23 protein-coding genes and 1 pseudogene are annotated in these 18,473 nt (G+C 63.9%); 13 read left to right on the forward strand and 11 right to left on the reverse strand.

Annotation, left to right across the window (positions count from 1 at the left end):
* Positions 1–393: pseudogene (fliI, locus tag ACH107_RS11115) on the reverse strand (flagellum-specific ATP synthase FliI); the annotation flags it as partial.
* A gap of 84 nt (positions 394–477) precedes the next feature.
* Here fliI and ACH107_RS11120 point away from each other — a divergent pair.
* From ACH107_RS11120 to ACH107_RS11160, 9 genes are read left to right on the forward strand one after another with little or no spacing between them, the layout of a single operon-like run.
* Entirely contained in the window at positions 478–870 is a 393-nt protein-coding gene (locus ACH107_RS11120; protein ID WP_412505912.1) for a FlgB family protein, read from the forward strand.
* A gap of 12 nt (positions 871–882) precedes the next feature.
* Complete coding sequence (gene flgC / locus ACH107_RS11125; RefSeq protein ID WP_412505913.1) at positions 883–1,275, forward strand: flagellar basal body rod protein FlgC; 393 nt, start codon at positions 883–885, stop codon at positions 1,273–1,275.
* A gap of 30 nt (positions 1,276–1,305) precedes the next feature.
* The gene (gene fliE, locus ACH107_RS11130; protein WP_412505914.1) at positions 1,306–1,596 is read left to right on the forward strand and encodes a flagellar hook-basal body complex protein FliE; all 291 of its coding nucleotides are present in this window, start codon (positions 1,306–1,308) and stop codon (positions 1,594–1,596) included.
* A gap of 2 nt (positions 1,597–1,598) precedes the next feature.
* Positions 1,599–1,868: a flagellar biosynthetic protein FliQ gene (locus tag ACH107_RS11135; protein WP_412505915.1), complete on the forward strand. Its 270-nt coding sequence runs from the start codon at positions 1,599–1,601 to the stop codon at positions 1,866–1,868.
* Position 1,869: 1 nt separating this feature from the next.
* On the forward strand, positions 1,870–2,583 hold the full coding sequence (locus ACH107_RS11140; RefSeq protein WP_412505916.1) for a flagellar hook-basal body complex protein: 714 nt from the start codon (positions 1,870–1,872) through the stop codon (positions 2,581–2,583).
* 14 nt (positions 2,584–2,597) lie between these two features.
* The gene (flgG, locus tag ACH107_RS11145; RefSeq protein ID WP_412505917.1) at positions 2,598–3,383 is read left to right on the forward strand and encodes a flagellar basal-body rod protein FlgG; all 786 of its coding nucleotides are present in this window, start codon (positions 2,598–2,600) and stop codon (positions 3,381–3,383) included.
* Positions 3,383–3,799 (forward strand): flagellar basal body P-ring formation chaperone FlgA, encoded by a 417-nt coding sequence (gene flgA / locus ACH107_RS11150; RefSeq protein WP_412505918.1) that lies wholly within the window; start codon positions 3,383–3,385, stop codon positions 3,797–3,799. Before flgG ends, flgA begins: the two co-directional genes overlap by 1 nt.
* An 8-nt stretch (positions 3,800–3,807) precedes the next feature.
* Positions 3,808–4,539: a flagellar basal body L-ring protein FlgH gene (gene flgH, locus ACH107_RS11155; RefSeq protein WP_412505919.1), complete on the forward strand. Its 732-nt coding sequence runs from the start codon at positions 3,808–3,810 to the stop codon at positions 4,537–4,539.
* An 8-nt stretch (positions 4,540–4,547) separates the two neighbouring features.
* On the forward strand, positions 4,548–5,039 hold the full coding sequence (locus ACH107_RS11160; protein ID WP_412505920.1) for a flagellar basal body-associated FliL family protein: 492 nt from the start codon (positions 4,548–4,550) through the stop codon (positions 5,037–5,039).
* Positions 5,040–5,081: 42 nt separating this feature from the next.
* Here ACH107_RS11160 and ACH107_RS11165 read toward each other — a convergent pair whose 3' ends face one another.
* The 10 genes from ACH107_RS11165 to fliL all read right to left on the reverse strand — a co-directional run bounded on the left by ACH107_RS11165 (position 5,082) and on the right by fliL (position 15,082).
* Positions 5,082–5,510: a hypothetical protein gene (locus tag ACH107_RS11165; RefSeq protein WP_412505921.1), complete on the reverse strand. Its 429-nt coding sequence runs from the start codon at positions 5,508–5,510 to the stop codon at positions 5,082–5,084.
* Complete coding sequence (locus ACH107_RS11170; RefSeq protein WP_412505922.1) at positions 5,507–6,595, reverse strand: flagellar biosynthesis protein FlhB; 1,089 nt, start codon at positions 6,593–6,595, stop codon at positions 5,507–5,509. Before ACH107_RS11170 ends, ACH107_RS11165 begins: the two co-directional genes overlap by 4 nt.
* 3 nt (positions 6,596–6,598) lie before the next feature.
* Positions 6,599–7,363, reverse strand: a complete 765-nt coding sequence (locus tag ACH107_RS11175) for a flagellar biosynthetic protein FliR (protein ID WP_412505923.1) — start codon at positions 7,361–7,363, stop codon at positions 6,599–6,601.
* Entirely contained in the window at positions 7,360–9,453 is a 2,094-nt protein-coding gene (gene flhA, locus ACH107_RS11180) for a flagellar biosynthesis protein FlhA (RefSeq protein WP_412505924.1), read from the reverse strand. The genes ACH107_RS11175 and flhA overlap by 4 nt, the downstream gene beginning before the upstream one ends.
* 1 nt (position 9,454) lies before the next feature.
* The gene (locus ACH107_RS11185; RefSeq protein ID WP_412505925.1) at positions 9,455–10,174 is read right to left on the reverse strand and encodes a transglycosylase SLT domain-containing protein; all 720 of its coding nucleotides are present in this window, start codon (positions 10,172–10,174) and stop codon (positions 9,455–9,457) included.
* Between the two features lie 186 nt (positions 10,175–10,360).
* Complete coding sequence (locus ACH107_RS11190; protein WP_412505926.1) at positions 10,361–12,664, reverse strand: hypothetical protein; 2,304 nt, start codon at positions 12,662–12,664, stop codon at positions 10,361–10,363.
* On the reverse strand, positions 12,661–13,530 hold the full coding sequence (motA, locus tag ACH107_RS11195) for a flagellar motor stator protein MotA (RefSeq protein ID WP_412505927.1): 870 nt from the start codon (positions 13,528–13,530) through the stop codon (positions 12,661–12,663). Before motA ends, ACH107_RS11190 begins: the two co-directional genes overlap by 4 nt.
* A gap of 71 nt (positions 13,531–13,601) precedes the next feature.
* Complete coding sequence (locus tag ACH107_RS11200; RefSeq protein ID WP_412505928.1) at positions 13,602–14,204, reverse strand: MotE family protein; 603 nt, start codon at positions 14,202–14,204, stop codon at positions 13,602–13,604.
* Positions 14,201–14,575, reverse strand: coding sequence for a hypothetical protein (locus ACH107_RS11205; protein ID WP_412505929.1), 375 nt, complete (start codon positions 14,573–14,575; stop codon positions 14,201–14,203). Before ACH107_RS11205 ends, ACH107_RS11200 begins: the two co-directional genes overlap by 4 nt.
* Positions 14,576–14,587: 12 nt before the next feature.
* Complete coding sequence (fliL, locus tag ACH107_RS11210; RefSeq protein WP_412505930.1) at positions 14,588–15,082, reverse strand: flagellar basal body-associated protein FliL; 495 nt, start codon at positions 15,080–15,082, stop codon at positions 14,588–14,590.
* A 123-nt stretch (positions 15,083–15,205) separates the two neighbouring features.
* Between fliL and fliF the strand changes: the two genes are divergently transcribed.
* From fliF to fliP, 4 genes are read left to right on the forward strand one after another with little or no spacing between them, the layout of a single operon-like run.
* Entirely contained in the window at positions 15,206–16,846 is a 1,641-nt protein-coding gene (fliF, locus tag ACH107_RS11215) for a flagellar basal-body MS-ring/collar protein FliF (protein WP_412505931.1), read from the forward strand.
* A complete protein-coding gene (locus tag ACH107_RS11220) occupies positions 16,846–17,433 on the forward strand; it encodes a flagellar biosynthesis protein (protein WP_412505932.1) in 588 nt (195 codons plus the stop codon). The genes fliF and ACH107_RS11220 overlap by 1 nt, the downstream gene beginning before the upstream one ends.
* On the forward strand, positions 17,433–17,723 hold the full coding sequence (locus ACH107_RS11225; RefSeq protein WP_412505933.1) for a FliM/FliN family flagellar motor switch protein: 291 nt from the start codon (positions 17,433–17,435) through the stop codon (positions 17,721–17,723). The genes ACH107_RS11220 and ACH107_RS11225 overlap by 1 nt, the downstream gene beginning before the upstream one ends.
* A 2-nt stretch (positions 17,724–17,725) precedes the next feature.
* Positions 17,726–18,466 (forward strand): flagellar type III secretion system pore protein FliP, encoded by a 741-nt coding sequence (fliP, locus tag ACH107_RS11230; RefSeq protein WP_412505944.1) that lies wholly within the window; start codon positions 17,726–17,728, stop codon positions 18,464–18,466.
* The last annotated feature ends 7 nt before the right edge of the window (positions 18,467–18,473 follow it).

Genomic DNA, 18,473 nt, shown 5'->3' on the forward strand with positions numbered 1-18,473 from the left:
GGGCGGCGCGCGCAGGTCGCGCGGCGCGGTGCCGGGAAACAGCGGCCGGCCGTCCAGCGGTCGGCCATACGGGTCGACAACGCGCCCGATCCAGTCATCGGACGGCGCGATGCCCGAAGCGCCCTTCAGAACCGCGCGGTCACCCCGTGCGATTCCCTCCGGCAGGGCCTCGGGCAGAACCGTCACGTCCGCTTCGCCAAGCCGGACAACCTCGCCCGGTACGGTCGCCCCGTCTCGCCTGAAAAGACGTACCCGATCCCCGAGCGCCGCACTGTCGGACACGCCCCCGATCCGGACAAGCCCGTCATCGATGCCGGTCACGCGCCCGACGACGTGAACAGACCGCAAGTCGGCGATTTCAGCCCCGAGGCCGGCAAGTGGATTTCGCTGCATCGCGCTCTCCGCAAATTTCCCGAAAACAATTTCTAAAGGAATCACGGTTAAGCCTTGATTGAAACGCACCGAGGGAGAATCCCGATGTTCCAGAATCTCGATATCTTCAAGACAGCCCATGCCATGGCCAGCCATGCCGGGGCCCGGCAAACACTCGTGGCACAGAACATGGCCAACGCCGACACGCCGGGATATGCCGCCCAGGACCTGCCGGCGTTCGCGGAAATCCACCGGCAGGGCCCGCAGGGTTTTCGCCCCGTCGTCACCCGGGCTGGCCACATGCTGGCGCCGCAGGGCAATTCGGGCCTGCCGCCCGCGCGCGAACGCCACGATGCCGTCGCCGATCCGAATGGGAATTCCGTCTCCCTGGAAACCGAGATGCTGAAAGCGGTTGACGTCAAACGCCAGCACGACCGCGCCATCGCGATCTACCGATCGTCCCTGACCGTGCTGCGCACGGCTCTTGGCCGCCAGTAAGGGACCAGGACAATGACCGGATTCACGAACGCGCTTGATCTCGCTACCGGTGGGCTCAAAGCCCAGGCACAGCGGCTTCGGCACGTGTCCGAAAACATCGCGAACGCGGACACGCCGGGATATCGCCGCAAGCTGGTGAATTTCGAAACCCGAAGCGACCCCGCGACGGGCACCGTAAACGTGGCCGCAGCGCGCGTAACGCTCGACCGCAGCGCGCTGGAACAGGTTCACGACCCGGCCCATCCGCTGGCTGACGGGACAGGCCATTACAAGGGCTCGAACGTCAACCTCGTGATCGAGCTCGCCGACGCGCGCGAGGCGCAACGCAGCTACGAGGCCAATCTGAAGGTTTTCGAACAAACGCGAAAGATGTCCTCGGGCCTGATGGATCTGCTGCGCAGATAGCCCTGAAACACATGGAAACGGAGGTCCAGAATGGATGTAAGCACGATCGACGCGGTTCAGAAATATGCCGCGTCCCGCCCCGCCACCGAGGCTGAGCCGGCGACCGGCACCGCGTCGGACACCTTTGCCGGCATGGCGAGGGATTTCGCCGCGACCTTGCGCGAGAGCGAGGAACAAGCGACGTCCGCGATGACCGGCGAGGCGGATCCGCATGCCCTTGTCCAGGCCCTGGCGCAAACGGAACTGGCGGTGGAAACGGCCGTCACGGTGCGCGACCGTGTCGTCGAGGCCTATCAGCAAATCCTGAGGATGCCGGTCTGACGATGCTGGACGAGATCTTCTTCTTCGACACGATGCGACAGGGGCTCTGGGTTGCCGTCATCGTCTCGTTCCCGATCCTGACCGTCGCATTGCTGGCCGGCCTGATCGTCGGGCTATTCCAGGCGCTGACGTCGATCCAGGAACTGACACTGACCTTCGTGCCGAAACTGGCCGCCATCGCTGCCGTTTTCTGGCTCACCATGGGCTTCATGACACAAGCGATCGTTTCATTTTTCCAGGATCGGCTCATTCCGCTGATCATAGGAGGTTAGGATGGAAAACGCAGGATACGCGACCCTGTCACGCCAATCGGGCCTGATACGCGAGTTGCAGGTGGTGGCCAACAACATCGCCAACGCCTCCACGGCCGGGTTCCGGCAGGAAGGCCTCGTTTTTGCCGAACACGTCAAGAAAACGCGGGAGGGCCCGCCGCTGTCGATGCCGCATGCCAGCATCAGCAACACGTCACTGAGCCAAGGCTCGCTCCGGGAGACGGGCGCGCGGCTCGATTTCGCGATCGAGGGCGACGGGTTCTTCCAGGTCCAGACGGCCGAAGGCCCGCGCCTCACCCGCGCGGGCAACTTCACGCTGTCGGGCGCAGGCGACGTGATGACGAGCGACGGCTTCCCGGTGCTCGACGCCGGTGGCGCCCCGATATTCGTGCCACCGGACGCGCGGGATGTCAGCGTCGCCAGCGACGGCACGATCACCGCCGACGGACGTCCGCTGGCGCAGATCGGGATCGTGATGCCGGCAGACCGTCTGGACCTGCAACGCGAAGACGGCGTCCGGTTCCGGACCGAAGGTCCCTTGGAGCCGGTGGCGGAGCCGCGCATCCTGCAAGGTTTCGTGGAAAGCGCCAATGTCGACCCGGTGACCCAGGTCGCGCGCATGGTCGAGATACAGCGCGCCTATGAGCTGGGGCAAAGCTTCCTCGACGCCGAGAACGAGCGCATCCGCTCGGCCATCGAAACCCTTACCAGATAAGACAGGATACACTCATGCGTGCCTTGCAAATCGCCGCGACCGGGATGGCTGCCCAGCAAATGCGTGTCGAAACGATCTCGAACAACCTCGCCAACATGTCGACAACCGGCTACAATACGCGCCGCGCGGAATTCTCGGATCTTCATTACCAGCAGTTCGCGCGCGCAGGTACGGTGAACGCCGCCGATGGCACGGTGCTGCCGACCGGTGTCCAGCTCGGCCTCGGTGTCAGGCCGGCGGCGGTTTCGGTACACTTGTCCCAAGGATCGCTCTCGGCCACGAACGGCGACCTGGACCTCGCGATCGAGGGCAACGGCTACCTCGAGGTCACCCTGCCCTCGGGCCAGTCGGCCTATACGCGCGACGGCGCCCTGAAGCGTACGGCCGACGGCCTGATCGTCACGTCCGACGGCTATCCCGTGATCCCGGAAATCACGATTCCGGAGGATGCCCGCAGCATCTCGATCAATGCCGACGGCGAGGTTTTCGCCTTCTTCCAGGAAACCGCGGAGCCGCAACTTCTGGGCCAATTCTCGCTCGCGGGGTTCACGAATCCTAAGGGGCTGGAGGCGATGGGCAGCAACCTGTTCCTCGAAACCGAAGCCTCGGGACCGTCGGTCATCTCGGCGCCGGGGCAGGACGGGCTGGGCGTCCTCCGGCAGGGCTATCTCGAGGACAGCTCGGTCGACGCCGTTCGCGAGATCACCGAACTCATCGAGGCGCAGCGCGGCTACGAGCTCAACGCCAAGGTCATATCCGCCGCGGACCAGATGCTTGGCGCGACCACGCAGGTGCGTTGATGAAACGGCTGGCCTGTCTCGTGCTCCTTGTCTCCGCGCCACCGGCTTGGGCGGATTACGTCGTGGCCGCGCACACGATCCGCGCGAACACCGTACTGACCGCAACCGACATCGCAATCAAGCCCGGCACGATCCCCGGCGGTGCCGCCCCGGAGGACCTGATCGGCAAGGAAGCCCGGGTCAGCCTGTACGCGGGCCGTCCGATACGCCGCGCGGACGTCGGCGCACCTGCGATCGTTGCGCGCAACCAGATCGTGACACTTGTCTACCTGCAGGGAGCGCTGCGCATCTTGACCGAAGGACGGTCGCTATCGCGCGCGGGCGCCGGGGAGCGCGTGAGGGTGATGAACCTGTCCTCCAGAACAACCGTTTTCGGGCGCGTGTCCGAAACAGGCGACATAATCGTTTCCGAGTAGGAGAAAACATGCGTCTCCCCCCATTTGCCGTTCTCGGGCTGCTGACCATAACCGCTGCCTGCGGCCGGTTGGACCACCTTGGCAAACCGCCGGATTTCACCCCGACGCTCGATTCCGACGAACAGGTCGCCATGCTAAACCCCGGCCTGCCGCTGGAAACAACGCCGGCAGCCTCGACGCACCGGTCCTCGCTGTGGAGTGGCGGGCGGCATTCGCTGCTGGGTGACAGGCGGGCGAGGAAGCGGGGCGACATCCTGACCGTCGTCATCGAGATCGACGAGGAGGCCGAGATTTCGAATTCCACCTCCCGCTCGCGGTCGTCCTCCGAAAATCTCTCGATTCCCCAGCTTCTGGGGATACCGCAACGCCTCGACCGTGAATTGCCAGAGGGCGCATCGCTGGGTAACGCCGTTTCCGTGGACTCGGGCAGCCAGACGGGCGGCGACGGCAGCGTCAGCCGCCGCGAGGAACTGACCCTGAGGATGGCCGCCACCGTGATGCAGGTATTGCCGAGCGGGGTTCTGGCAATTCAGGGGTCACAGGAAATCCGCGTGAACTTTGAACTGCGCGAACTGCTGGTGACGGGATATGTCCGCCCCGAAGACATCTCGCGCCGGAACCAGATCACTTATGACAAGATCGCCTCGGCGCGGATTTCCTACGGCGGCCGCGGACAGATCACGGATGTGCAGCAGCCGCGATACGGCCAGCAGATACTCGACGCTGTTCTACCTTTCTAGGAGGTTCCATGATCCGGACACTTCTTCTTGCCGCCGTGCCCCTGCTGGCCGTTGTCGGCGGCGCGGGCGCCGGCTACTTCCTCAAGGCGGGTTCCGAAAGCAGCCGATCCACCGCGGAAGCCGCGAAGCCGGACCAGAAGGCGACGCCGCCGAACGCGACCGCGGAAGATGCAACCGCGCTCGAATACGTGAAGCTGAACAACCAGTTCGTCGTCCCCATCGTCACCGAGGACAGGGTCGATGCGCTGGTTGTCATGTCGCTGAGCGTGGAAGTCGCGCAAGGCAGCGCGGAAACTGTCTATACGCGCGAGCCGAAATTGCGGGACGCGTTATTGCAGGTTCTTTTCGACCACGCGAATCTCGGCGGGTTCGAGGGCCGTTTCACCGATGCGCGGAACATGGATGTGCTGCGCACCTCGCTCTTCGAGACGGCCCGCGGCGTGCTTGGCGACACCGCCAAGGGAGTCCTTGTCACTGACATCGCCCGACAGGACGTCTGACCGGGCCGGCCGGTGCGCGGCCGCCGCGAGTCTGGCGCCCGCTCAGCGGCGCCGCGGCGCGGCGGCCGTCAGCGCGATCAAATGATCCGCCTGCAAATCCTGTCTCTGCTGCCTGCGATGGTGTTGCTGTCGCACGGCCGCGTCCCGCATGAGGGTCGCCGCCTGATCCCGACCGTGGGCCACCGTGACGCGGGCCGTCTGGTGCGACTTCCGGGCGAGAACAAGCGCGAGTTGCCGGTTCATCTCGGCACGTTTCGCCTCCATCCAGCCGCGCCACGCCACGTCGGCCCCGATACTCCGGGCCTCCATGTGATCCGGGTCACGCAGTGCCCCGGCGTGCCGCCGCTCTTCGAGAGCGGCAAGAGCTCGGCGCAGCGCCGCCTCCTCGGTGGCCACGGCCCGCAGTTCCGCCTGTCGCGCCTGAAGGACAAGCCCGGTCAATTGCGCGATGTCATCGTCGTGACGCCTCATGCCCCGCGCGCGCCTGCCTTGCGCCGCATCGCCTCGGCAAAACGGATGGCCGCCGCGACCGGGCGGTAGTATTCCGGCGCGATCTCGTGGCCGACCTCGGTCACCGCATAAAGCGCGCGCGCTGTCGGCGGATCGCTCCGGACAGGCACACCATTGTCGTCGGCCACGCTACGGATCGCCTGCGCCAGATGATCCTGCCCCTTCGCCACGCATACAGGCGCAGACCCGGGCGAACGGCTCCATTTCAGGGCGACAGCGAAATGCGTCGGGTTGACCAGCACCACATCGGCATCGGCCACGTCCGCAACCGACTGGTCGGATGTCATGCGCGCGGCCCGCTGGCGGCGTTCCTGCTTGATGTGGGGGTCGCCCTCGTGCTTCTTGTGCTCGTCCTTCATCTCCTTCTGGGACATGCGGTTGCGCCTGAGATGATCATGCCGCTGCCACAGGTAATCCACCGCCCCGATCCCGAGCGAAATCAGCACCACGACCAGCATGAACTCCGTCAGCATGGCCCCCATGACGGACCCGACGATCCGTGGATCGCCGTGCAGGACGCCGGCCATGTCCGACAGCCTGAACGTGAGGAAGGCCCCGAGGAGCGTCGAGAAAAGAAGCAGCTTCGCGAAACTCTTGGCGAATTCGAAAAGGCCGGACCAGCCGTACTTGTTGCCGGCGTTGCGGATCGGGTCGATCCGGGAGAGGCGCGGCCTGAGCTTGTCGGGCGAGAATACCATTCCGCGCTGCGCAAAGGCGGCGAGAAGCGCCATGCCGGCCGGCAGGAGAATCCAGGCGCCAAGCGCCATCGCCACCGCGCCCAGCAGTCCGCCGACCGGCGCGGTCGCGCCGCCGCCGAAGAAAAGAGGCGCGAAGCCCGGCGCCTGGTCAATGAGTGTCATCAGGCTGGTGCCCAGATGGGCGACGCTTTGCTGGCCGAATGCCAAGGCGGCCAAGAGGAATCCGGCGTACCCCCCCGCGGTCACCAGATCGGCGGAGCGGGCGATGTCGCCTTTCTGCCGCAACTCGTCCAGCTTCTGCTGTGTCGGATCATGTGGCTTGTCCGTTTCGTCGTCCTGTTCGGCCATCCGTCACCCCCCGAAAGGATTTTCAACGAAGCCGAAGAGCGCCTCCGCCCAGATGCCGAGCATCGTCGGTGCCAGCAAATAGAGCAGGAAAAGCCCGGCCCCGGTGATGACAGGCGCCCCCACGAACACCACGAGAAGCTGCGGCATCGCCCTGTTTATTACGCCGAGGGTCAGATTGTAGACGAGCGACACGAGAACGAACGGCGCGGCGAGCATGAAGGCGAGGGAAAAGGCCTGCGCGATCCGGGCGACGCCCCATTCGGCAATGACGCCCGGATCCGGCACCACCCCGAGCGGCAGCACGCGATAGCTCAGCACGAGCATCTCGGTCACCCGGACGTGTAGCCCGAGCACCATGGCCAGTGCGAGCGCACCGACCACGAGAAAATGCCCAAGAGCCGGCAGCGGTGTCACGCCCGCGGCGCCCAGTATCTGCGCCAGCGATGTCGCCTGTGCCGCGATGGCCCCGCATGTCTGCAGCGCGATGATGAAAAGCCGCACCCCGATCCCGAGGAGGAGGCCTATGCCGGTTTCGACGAGTGCCAGCCGCGCGTATCCCGGCATGGTGGAAAGGCGTGTCGAGACCTCGGGGGCGATCAAGGGCGCCGAGACGACAGTGAAAGCGACTGCCAGCACGAGCTTGACACGGACCGGGACCGATTGTTCGCCGAAACCGGGAAACAACGACATGACAGGGCCTACCCGCAAGAAGACGATGGCATGCAGCCAGAAAAGCTCACGGAGATGCGCAAGTGCCTCGGCCGTCATGACGGGGCGTCCACCATGCCGACAAGCGACGGTGTGGCCGTGACGCCTATTTCTTCAAATGAAAGGACTGGAACGCCGATGTTCTTGGCGGACAGGATCGTCCGCAGGAAGCGCCGCCGGATGGTCGATGTCACGACGGCCGGCGCGACCCCATGATCCGCCGCGCGGCCGACCTGCTCGGCGACACCGCTCGTGAGGGAATGGAACATCTCCGGCGGCAGGGCGACATCGAGTTTGCCCTTGTCCCCGTCCACCTGGTAGGCGGTGAACGTATCTTCCCATTCCGGTGCGAGCTGGATCAGCGGCAAGCTTCCGTCCTGTCGCTGCAGCCCCGCGACCAGCTGGAACCCGAGCCTCTGCCGCACGTGTTCGCAGATCATCTCGGGGCGGGCATGCGTTTGCCTTGCCTCGGCCGTGGCTTCAAGGATGAGCGGCAGGTTGCGGATCGAAACCTGTTCGGCTAGCAGCAGCCTGAGCACGGCATGCAGAAGGTCCGTTGGCACGCGGTCCGGCACCAGCTCGTCCAGCAATTTCCGGTTGGCCTCGGCGCGTGCGGGATCGGACAGCCTCACCATCTCGTCGAGCAGCCGCTGCAGGGATTTCATTGTCAGCAACCGGTCGAGATTGCCCTTGATGACTTCCAGAAGATGCGTCGCCAGCACCTCGGCAGGGGTCACCAGCGTGACACCCGACAACGCCGCGTTGTCCCGCGCGGTATCGCTGATCCATCTCGCCGGCGCGCCATAGACCGGTTCGCTCACGTCATCGCCGGCGGGCAGGTCGCCCTGCCCGTCGGGATCCAGTGCCAGCACATGGTCGGATCGCAATGTGCCGCGGGCCTGTTCGACGCCCTGCACGCGGACCAGATACACTCCGCTCGGAAGGCCGGGATCATCCGTGAGCCGGATTTCCGGCAGGATCAGACCGAAATTCTCGGCGATATGGCGGCGCATGTTCTCGATACGCGCATCGAGGCCGACACCGGAATCAAGGATCATGTCGACGAGGTCCGGGGAGAACTCGACATGGATGTCGTCGAGTTCGAGAATGTCCCCGATGGACTTGCCCGGCTCCTCGGGCACTTGCGACGGTTCCGGGCCGGTCTCGGCCTCGGCGGGCACGGTGCGGGCGAGGTAAATGGCGGCAAAGCCCAGAACGACCCCGCCCAGCAGGAAAGGCAGGAATGGCAGTCCCGGGACAAGGGCGAAAAGCACCATGAGCACCGCCACGGTCGCGATGGCCTGCGGGTGGCGGCCGAACTGGTCTACGATGGCGAGATCCGTCGCGCCCTGCGTGCCGCCCCGTGCCAGAAGGAGCGCCGAGGCGATCGAAATCACGACCGCGGGAATTTGCGTGACGAGCCCGTCGCCAACCGTGAGGATGGTGTAGGTCTCGAACGCCTCGCCCAAGGGCATGTCATGTACGACCGCGCCCATGATCAGGCCCATCACCAGGTTGAGCAGCGTGATCAGAAGCCCGGCGATCGCGTCACCCTTGACGAATTTCGATGCGCCGTCGAGTGACCCGAAAAATGTCGTTTCCTGTTGTTCGCGCTGCCGCCTCTCCCGCGCCTCGTTATGGTCGATCGCCCCCGCCGAGACATCGCTGTCAATCGCAAGCTGCTTGCCCGGCATCCCGTCCAGCGCGAAGCGTGCCCCCACCTCGGCCATCCGCGCGGCGCCTTTGGTGATGACCATGAAATTGACGATGAGCAGAACCCCGAAAACCACGAGACCCAGAAAGATGCTACCGCCCATGACGAAGTTGGCGAACCCTTCGATTACCCCGCCCGCGGCCCCGGTCCCGGCGTGCCCCTCGCCGATAATGAGTTTCGTCGAGGACACGTTTAGAGACAGCCGCAGCATCAATGACGCGAGCAGGACAGTCGGGAAGGCCGAGAAATCCAGCGGTTTCTCGATGAAGAGCGTCACGGTGAAGATGAGAATGGCGAGCGCGAAAGACGCCGCCAGACCGATATCGAGGACCCAGGCCGGCATCGGCAGGATCATCATGATGATGATCGCCATCAAGGCAAGCGCGAGCAAGACCGTTGGTTGAAAGAACTTCGCGGGGTCACCGAACACAGACATATCAGATACCCCCGGCATCCCTGTCGAGATTGATCATCGCACTGGCGGATCCATCCTCCAAGGGGACAAGTGACCCAAGGGTCTGTCGGCCCGCCTTGCGCTGCAGAAGCCGGAAGCCGTTTCGCGCGGTCCCGCGCGGCACGTCCTTGCGCACGGCATCGCTGGTCCGCGCGACACTGCCGGAGGTGAGCCCCTCCCGGACACGTTCGAAAATGCGGTCGAAGCGCGCGCGATAGCGCTTGGCATGTCTGGGCGTTCTGGAATGATAGGCGCCGGCGGCCTGCGACCAGTCCCGCGTTTCGTCGTGAAGGCGTGCGAGGAAGCTGGCGGCATACCGCGCATTTTCAAGAGGATCGAACATCTGTCGCAGTGACTCGAACGCGGCGCCGTGCCATCTGTAGTTGATCTGGAAGCAGCCGACATCGAAATTGCGCGCGCCTTGGTTGAAGTTCGTGAGGACATGGGCAAGGGCGGCATCCATGGTATCGAACCATCGTCCCTCACCCTGCATGTTGACGGCCCATGGCCAAGGCTCGAGCCGGCCATCCCTCGTGCGGCCTGTCTCGGTTCTCGTGATGGATTTCAGAACATCGACCGGCACACCGCTTTCCGCCGCGGCACGGCGGGCGGCCGCATCGCAGACGGCAGCCGTTCTCGACGCATCAACGGGCGCGGCGAAGATGGAGAATACGGCACCGGCCAGCACAAACCGGACCAGCACGCGCTCCTTGCGACGCGGCATTCGGGCCGTACGGGCCGTATTGGTGCCAAGCCGGCAAAAAAAGACCGAGAACAGGCAAGTGGCAAGACGCATGGTATTGAATTTTCCCGTTCGAAACCGCTTTCTGCGATCCGGTTCCACGGTAGGGTCGTGGGATTTAGATTCGGTAACCGGATGCGTGGCCGTCTACTCGGCCAGTCCGGCGTTGATCCCGCGCTGGTCGAAAAGAGTCCTGAAAGATCCGCGCATTTCCTCGCTGTCAGCGATCAAGGTCCTCTTGGCCGCAAGGGTGCCGGCTCCCGGCGCGTCCGCTGCATCGGTGGGTTGCCCCATGCTCTCGGCAATGGCCGCGAGATCGGGCCTCGAAACCCCTTCGGTTCCCGCGATGTCGCGCAACGCGTCCCAGTCCTCTGCCCGGAAGGCCGCCTCGGCAGCTTGCTCGACCGCCCCGGCTTGCATGAAAAGTTCATAGGCATTCCGGTGATCACCGGCCAAGTCACGCGCGCGCGCCCGAAGCCGGGCCACGTCGCGGCCTTCATGCCCCATCAGATGCGATTCGGATTGTTGCGGCAAGCCACGTTCGAGCGCGATCCGCGCGCGCAACACCGCGCGTGCGCGGCCGCCCGTTTCCGGCGCGGGCAAGGCGGCCAACACTTGCGCTCGCGCAGCGAAGCCGTACTGCAACAAGCGTTCAATGACACCGTTAAGCGTTGCGGACGCAGTACCTGCCGGCCCACCGGCGCTGTCTGCGAATACATGGCGCAGGAATACCGCTGACGGCGCCGAGTCCGTAAGGTGATGGAACAGCCCGTCGCGAATTTCGCGGCGCCGGTCGGCGGCAATGTCATCACGAAGCCTGTGGTATTCATCGAACGCCTCATCGAACGCGCCCGAAGAGGCAAGCGCCAGCAGGTAGACTCGCGACAGTTCGTCACCGAGGGGGAGTTCCCGGTATTCCTGGGCGAAAGACCCTGCAAGTTGCGCGAGGTCGTAAGAAATCTGCGCCTTCTCATTCAATTTAAGATCGATCAGGCGGATGAGAGCATCAGGAGAATCCTTGTCGTTTGCGTCTATCATCGCCCGCAAATCGTTCTCGTCAGCTGCGCCCGGGCCGGATTGGACCGTCGTTCCGGGGCCGGGCGCGCCTTCTGTCCCGTTTCCGAGCCCACGTGCAAGAATGCGCCTTACGGCATGGGCTGCGGCGGGATGCCCGGCGGCCGCGAATTGCTTCGAAAGCGTCGGACCCAGGGTCGCACGCAAATGTCCGGGCAATTCGACGAAGCCCCTGATCACGGCCTCGGTTTGAAGTGGCGTACCGGTTCGCGCGGCGCCGACCCCCATGAACGACCAGAACGCCTCGCGGTCCCCGCAGCCAGCATACCGGCCCAGAGCGGAGTCGCGGGGAACAGGCCGTCCATCCACGATGCGCGAAAGCTCCTGCAGGATATCGACCGCTTGCCCACGCGCAGAAGACATCCGCAGTACGGCCGCTGCCTCTGCACCGAAGCCATAATGCAAGTAGAACTGCGCCAGATCGATGATGGCGTTTTCATCGATCTGGTCGAATTCGCCTAAAAGCGCGGTCCGTAGCCGCCCCAGTTCGGCCTCGAAACCTTCTGGCCCCGACCATGCGGCCACATCGAAGCGGGACGGCGGCGGACATGCGTTGGCCCCGGCGGCCTTTTCAAGCACCGATACCGCATCAAGAAAATCCCGGTCCATACTGGTCCGGGCAGCAAGATTGGCTGTTGCCGTGCTTTCGGAGGTGCCGGATGCCGCGGGGCGGTCGGCATTGGCCCGTTTCTCGTCTTCCGCATGCGACGGCCTCCGGATCCGGGCCGTCAACGGCGCGCCATCGGCGGGCCGGGGTTTCCTCGAGAGGAGTCCTTGACTCGCGGCCCTGTCGAGCCCGCGGAAAACGAGCCGCCCGGCCTGCAGCACGGCTTGCCTGCCGGTTTCTCGCCGCACGGGCCCGAAACGGCGTGGCGCGACGGCCAGCGTGGGCAAGTGCCGGTCCAGCAACGCAACAGCCGCCGACGGGCGGCTGTTGCGAGGGAAACGGGCCGGGAAAACGCGCCCGGAGGCGCGCTTTTTAGCGTCGCGGTGGTTTTCCTGGCGGTCCGTCGCGCCCTCGGGCCGGTCACGGATATCCACCACCAACATCGATCCGTCGTGGAAGAAAACGTCCGTCGGGCAATCGCATCCAAGGTCCAGCCGCAATCCCGTATCGGATGCTGCGACAGCTTGGAGACGTGTACGCGGAATCCTGTCGAACACCCGCGAAACATCGTACTCGAAATCACGCCCCGGAAACGTCAGGGAAACACCGCCTTGAACCTCCTCGAGAGTCCAGTCCGCCCTTTCCGGCAGGTCCAGCACGAGCCGCGTGAAATCCGCGTGCTCACCGGAACGCAGCCGGACTGTCTGCCCGAGAAGCGGCTGCGCCAGCAGCATGAGCAATATCAGGGTGCACGGGAAAACAGATTTCATGCCGCATCCTGTTTCACGGTCCGCAACGCCTCCTCCAGGTCGGAAAAACTTGGGCGATAGTGGGCCGGTGTGTTCTGGCGCCCGACCTCTATGCAGATGTTCGCCGCGTGATTGTGCAGGTTGGCGACGAGGACTTCGCGTATCAGTTGGTAGAAATGCGCGTCTTCCTCGACCACCGTCTTGACCTTGCCGGCAAAGGGACCGACGAAACCGTAGGAAAGGAAAACACCCAGAAACGTGCCGACAAGTGCACCGCCTATCATTTTCCCAAGTATCTCGGGCGGCTGGTCGATCGAGGCCATCGTCTTGATCACCCCGAGCACGGCAGCGACGATCCCGAGCGCCGGCAGGCCGTCCGCCATTGTCTGAAGCGCGTGGCTGGAATGCAGGGCGTGGTGGTGCGTGGCATCCATCCGCTTTTCCAGAACCTCCTCGACCTGGTGCGGGTCATCATAGTTCATCGCGGCGGTGCGCATCGTATCACAGATCAGCCCGACAGCCTCATTGTCCGTAAGGATCTTCGGATATTTTCCGAAAATGGCCGATTGCCCGGGCTCCTCGATATGTTCCTCCACCGCAACGGGGTTCTGCCGCGCAAGCCGGATGAGCTCGAAAAGCAGGCACAGGAGATCACGGTAATCCTCCGGCTTCCATTTCGGCCCCTTGAAGACCTTGGCGATGTCCTTGCCCGTGCTCTTGATCGCCGCCGTGTCGTTGCTGATCAGGAAGGCACCTAGCGCCGCGCCGCCAATCATCATGAATTCGAAAGGAAGCGCCTTCATGATGATCCCCAGCTTGCCGCCGGCAGCAAGGTACCCCCCGAAAACCATCGCGAAGACGCAAACGATTCCAACGATGCCGATCATCTAATACTCCGTCCCGGTTGACGATGAGCACTGTGCCAGCGCCCCGTTAAGAATCCCTGAGCCATGTCCGGCTATTCCGTCGGAACATTCGCATTCCGCCCGGCGATCACGACACTGACGCTATGGGCTGCGGCGGGGCTGAGCCCGGCCATGATCGCGGCGGCCGCCTGCGGGCGCATCCGGCCTAGGAATCCGGCTGCGAAGGTCGGTGCCATCTCCTCGAACAGGGCCGCTGCCTGTTCCGGCTTCATGTTCTCGTAAACCTTGGTCAGGCGGTCGATATCGCCTTCGGCGGCTTCATCAGCCAACGCTATCATGTCCCTCAGTTCATCCTCGGCAGCCTGCAATTCATCCAGCTTGCGGCTGACGCGACGATCGGCGAGGGTGAGTGCCTCCATTTTGGCCTTCAGCGTGACCTCCCGTTCGTCAAGGGACGACTCACGTGCATCGACGGCCTCCAGCAATGGTGCCAGGTCCTCGGGCGTTTCGCAGGTATTCGCCATGTCCGGCACGCGTGTCGTTTCATCTGCATCGGCCGTATCAGGCACCCGGGCCATCGCGCGCCCGGCATCATCACCCAGTCTTAGGACAGCGGAGCCGAGCAAAAGGCCGGCCAGCACGACTAGGGCACCGCGGCCGCTCGCGCGGCGTTTGCCGGGGTTGGCGGCGGTCATTGGTGGGCCTCTCGCGAGGGCTCCTCGTGCCGTCTGAATACCGGTGTCGAGTCATCACGGCCCGCTGGCGGAGCGGCGGACGCCGAATCGGGAAGGTCGTGCATCGACGCGACAAGCAGTTCCAGCCGCTTGGCCACGCTCTCGGCACGGTCGGTGAGGCCATCCAGCGACTGCGTTGACTGGCTGGCCGTCTGCTGTGCGGTCTCGAGTGTCGTATTGAGCTCGTCAACCTGTGCCGAGAGCACCGCCACCGCACCACCGACGCCCTTTTCGAGATCATTGAACCGCCTCAGCCGCCGGGCGAGGACAAAGCAGTAGATACCGGCGCCAATCGCACCTGCGGCGAGCAGGATATCAGCTATCACGTCCATCAGTCACACCTTTCAATTCAGTACAAATTCCATGACGAGAAGATCGTTCACGGCGTTGGCGCCGGTGACGATCTGTATGCGCCGCAACATCTGGGAGCGCAGGCGCACGAGCGCACCGCTATCCATCAGGTCGCCGACCTCCAACGCGCGTAGATAAGTGTTGAGCACGTCGACGACACGCGGCATGAGCTTTTGCACATCGCTGCTGGCGTCGCTGCGGACCTCCAGCTGTCCCTTGAAGCGCAGGTGACCTCCACGTCCCTCACCATTCAGCGAGATCACCAGCGGGTCGATCGGTAGAAAATCGACATCGGGTGGTTCGCCCCCGGTATTCAGTGGCGCCGCGACCTCGGGCGCGGGGCCGCGTCCGGGCACCTGGATGAAACCCGCGTAGACGGCCGCGAAACTGCCTCCGCCCGCAATCATGGCGAGCAGGAAGCTCAGGACCACAGCCCGCCGGGACCGCTTTTTCGATGTGGCGCCTTCGTCGGTTTCCGTATCGGCCATGACGAAACCTCCATGATTGTTCGGAAGGCACTATAGACCGTCAGAGGCTAACCGATTGTTAAGTCTGATCGGCGAATGATGCCGGTGTCCTCGGCAGAACGCCGACGCACAGGAGGCACCCAATTGCAGCAGCTCGCGCAACTGTGGTCAGGAATGACCAAACGCCAGAGAATCAGCATCGTGGCCGCGACCGCCGTCATGTTCGTCGCGGTACTCGCATTGGCCAGAATGGCAAGCGCGCCCAGCATGGCCTTGCTCTTCGGCGGATTGAAAAACGGCAGCGCCGCCGGAGTGGTTGACGCCCTCGAGCGGCGAGGTGTCAGCTACGAGGTACGTGGCGATTCGATATTCGTCGACGCGGCGCGCCGCGACGAATTGCGGATGATCATGGCCGGAGAAGGTTTGCCGGCCAACAGCACCAAGGGCTACGAATTGCTCGATGGTCTGTCCGGCTTCGGCACCACGTCGCAGATGTTCGACGCGGCCTACTGGCGCGCCAAGGAAGGAGAGCTCGCACGGACTATCGTTGCCAATCCCGAGGTGACGAGCGCCCGTGTCCACATCGCGACAACTGGCTCGAATCCTTTCCGGCGGGATGTCAAGCCGTCGGCATCGGTGTCGCTCGTGACGGCCGGCAACGCGATCAAGACGCGGCACGCGCGCGCGCTGCGGTTCCTCGTGGCCTCCGCGGTCCCCGGCCTGACGACCGAAAACGTCGCCATCATAGACGCCAAGGGAGACCTGGTCGACACTGGTGACGGCGCGAGGCCGGACACGGCCGATTCACGGGCGGACGAGCTTCGCGAGAGCGTGCGCCGTATGCTTGAGGCAAGGGTGGGTCCGGGCAACGTGGTGGTCGAGGTCAGCCTCGACACGGAAACCAGCACCGAGCGCATTCAGGAAAAACGGATTGATCCGGAAAGCCGCGTCGCGATCAGCACCGACACAGAGGAACGTTCTGATTCCGCCTCAGACAAGGGCGGCGGCGGAGTCACGGTCGCCTCGAACCTGCCGGAAGGCGAGGCGGCAACCGGCGAAGCATCCTCGAGCGAGACGAGCGAAACACGCGAACGGGTGAATTACGAGGTCTCCGAGACCCGGCGCGAGATAACGCGGGGCCCGGGCGAGATAGAACGGATGACCATCGCGGTTCTCGTCAACGGAACCATGACCACGAATGATGCCGGGGTCGAGACGTTCCAGCCCCGGTCCCCTGAGGAGATCGAGACGCTTGAGCAACTTGTGGCTTCGGCAGTCGGCTTTGACGAATCCCGCGGTGACGTGATCACCATCAAGACATTGCAGTTCCAGCCGGCGGAGCCGCTCGGAACCGTATCGTCCCAGTCCTTCCTAGACAGGACCGCGATTGACGCGATGTCGCTGCTGCAGGCTGTCGTTCTTGGCATTGTCGCTGTCATACTCGGTCTGTTCGTGATCCGGCCCATCCTGACGCGCGCGCCCTCTGAGCAGGTCGCGCCGAGACTGGCCTCCCCCGCGACCGACAGCCCCGCGGGCACTGACGGCGAGCCGACCGGCAATGCCGAAAATGCTGCTCTGACCGGCGAAATCCAGCAGGGTAACGGGCGCAAGGACATCTCGATGATCGGAGGCAGCGGCGAGAGTGGCAACCCGGACGGCGGCGCTTTGACACCGGCTCCGAACGATCAGCAGGTGCAAAGACTGCGCGACCTGATCGGTGAGCGACAAGATGAAACCGTCGAGATACTGCGCAGTTGGCTCGAGGGCGAAGAGGAGAAGGCATGATGTCAATCGCCCACATGCTGGAGGATTTCGGAGACCTGATGCAGGGCGGAACTGCCGATGCCAGCGACCTCACGCTAGAGGAAGCGCGCCTGGAGGCGTTCGAGAAAGGTTACCAGGCCGGCTGGGATGACAGCGCAAGCGCGCAGGCAGAAGACGCGAGAAGAATATCGGCAGATTTCGCGCAGAACCTGCAAGATCTGAGCTTCACCTACCACGAAGCCTATACTGCTGTCCTTTCCTCGCTCGAACCGCTTCTGCGCCAGATGACCGACACTGTGCTGCCCAGCCTGGCCCAGGAGACACTGGGCCAGCAGGTCGTGGAACTGCTGGACGGGATGGCCAGCCACCATGGTCCCGCAGGCTTCGAGATCGTGACTGCCCCCGAGAACGTACAGGCGCTCGAGAGCCTCGCCGAAACCATGCCTCAGCACGAACTTTCCATCGTGGCCGACAAGACGCTCGGCAGCGGGCAGGTTCAGGTACGCCTTGGGCGGGCCGAGCGTGAGATAGATACCGAGACCGTTCTCACGGCCATCCGTCATGCGGTGAGCGAATTTCTTGACGATCAACTGAAGGAGACAGCCTGATGGCGGACAAAGACACGAAGCCGGCCGAGACCTCGGCCAGCCCGTTCTCGTCAATACCTATCGAGATCACCATCTCCGTCGGCAAGGCGAGGCCTCTGGTCAAGGAGTTGCTCACCTTGGGGAAGGACGCGGTCCTGCCGCTCGACAAGCGCGTCGATGACGCGGTCGAGCTCTATGTAGGTGAAAGACTGATCGCGCGCGGTGAACTCGAGGAGCTTGACGGTGACCAGGCCGGACAACTCGCCGTGCGCCTTACCGAGGTGTCAGACCTGCGGAACGGGCTCGGATGACGATGACACAGGGCCGGTTCATCGCTCTCGCATGCGCGGCAATCACGCTCTGCATGATGGCGCAACCGGCCCTTGCGCAAGAGATATCTCTGTCGCTTGGCGAGGGGGAATCCCTGTCGACGCGGACCATCCAGCTGATCCTCCTGATTACCGTTCTGAGCCTCGCGCCCGGATTGGCGATCATGATCACATGCTTCCCGTTCATGGTGACCGTGCTTGGCATCCTGAGACAGGGGATCGGCTTGCAGCAATCCCCGCCGAACATGCTCATCATCAGCCTTGCGCTGTTTCTCACCTACTTCGTGATGGAGCCGGTTTTCTCGGAAGCATGGGAAAAGGGCATTGCGCCGCTGACAGCGGAGGCCATCGACACACAGACCGCGATCACGCGCGCCTTGGCGCCGTTTCGCGAGTTCATGTCCGGCCGCGTCGAGCCTGAAACCTTCAGCGCGATGGCCGCCCTGCGGCCCGATCCGCAGGTATCCACACCATCACCGGACGCCCCGTTGTCCATCCTTGTGCCGAGTTTCCTCTTGTCCGAGATCTCCCGCGCCTTCCAGGTCGGCTTTCTGGTATTCCTGCCCTTTCTGATCATCGATCTGGTGGTGGCGGCAATCCTGATGTCGATGGGCATGATGATGGTGCCGCCGGCAATCGTGTCCCTGCCCTTCAAGCTCGCCTTCTTCGTGATCGCAGACGGCTGGTCACTGATCGCGGACGGGCTGGTTCGAGGGTACTTCTGACATGGGC

Source organism: Roseovarius halophilus (ex Wu et al. 2025), assembly GCF_047086965.1.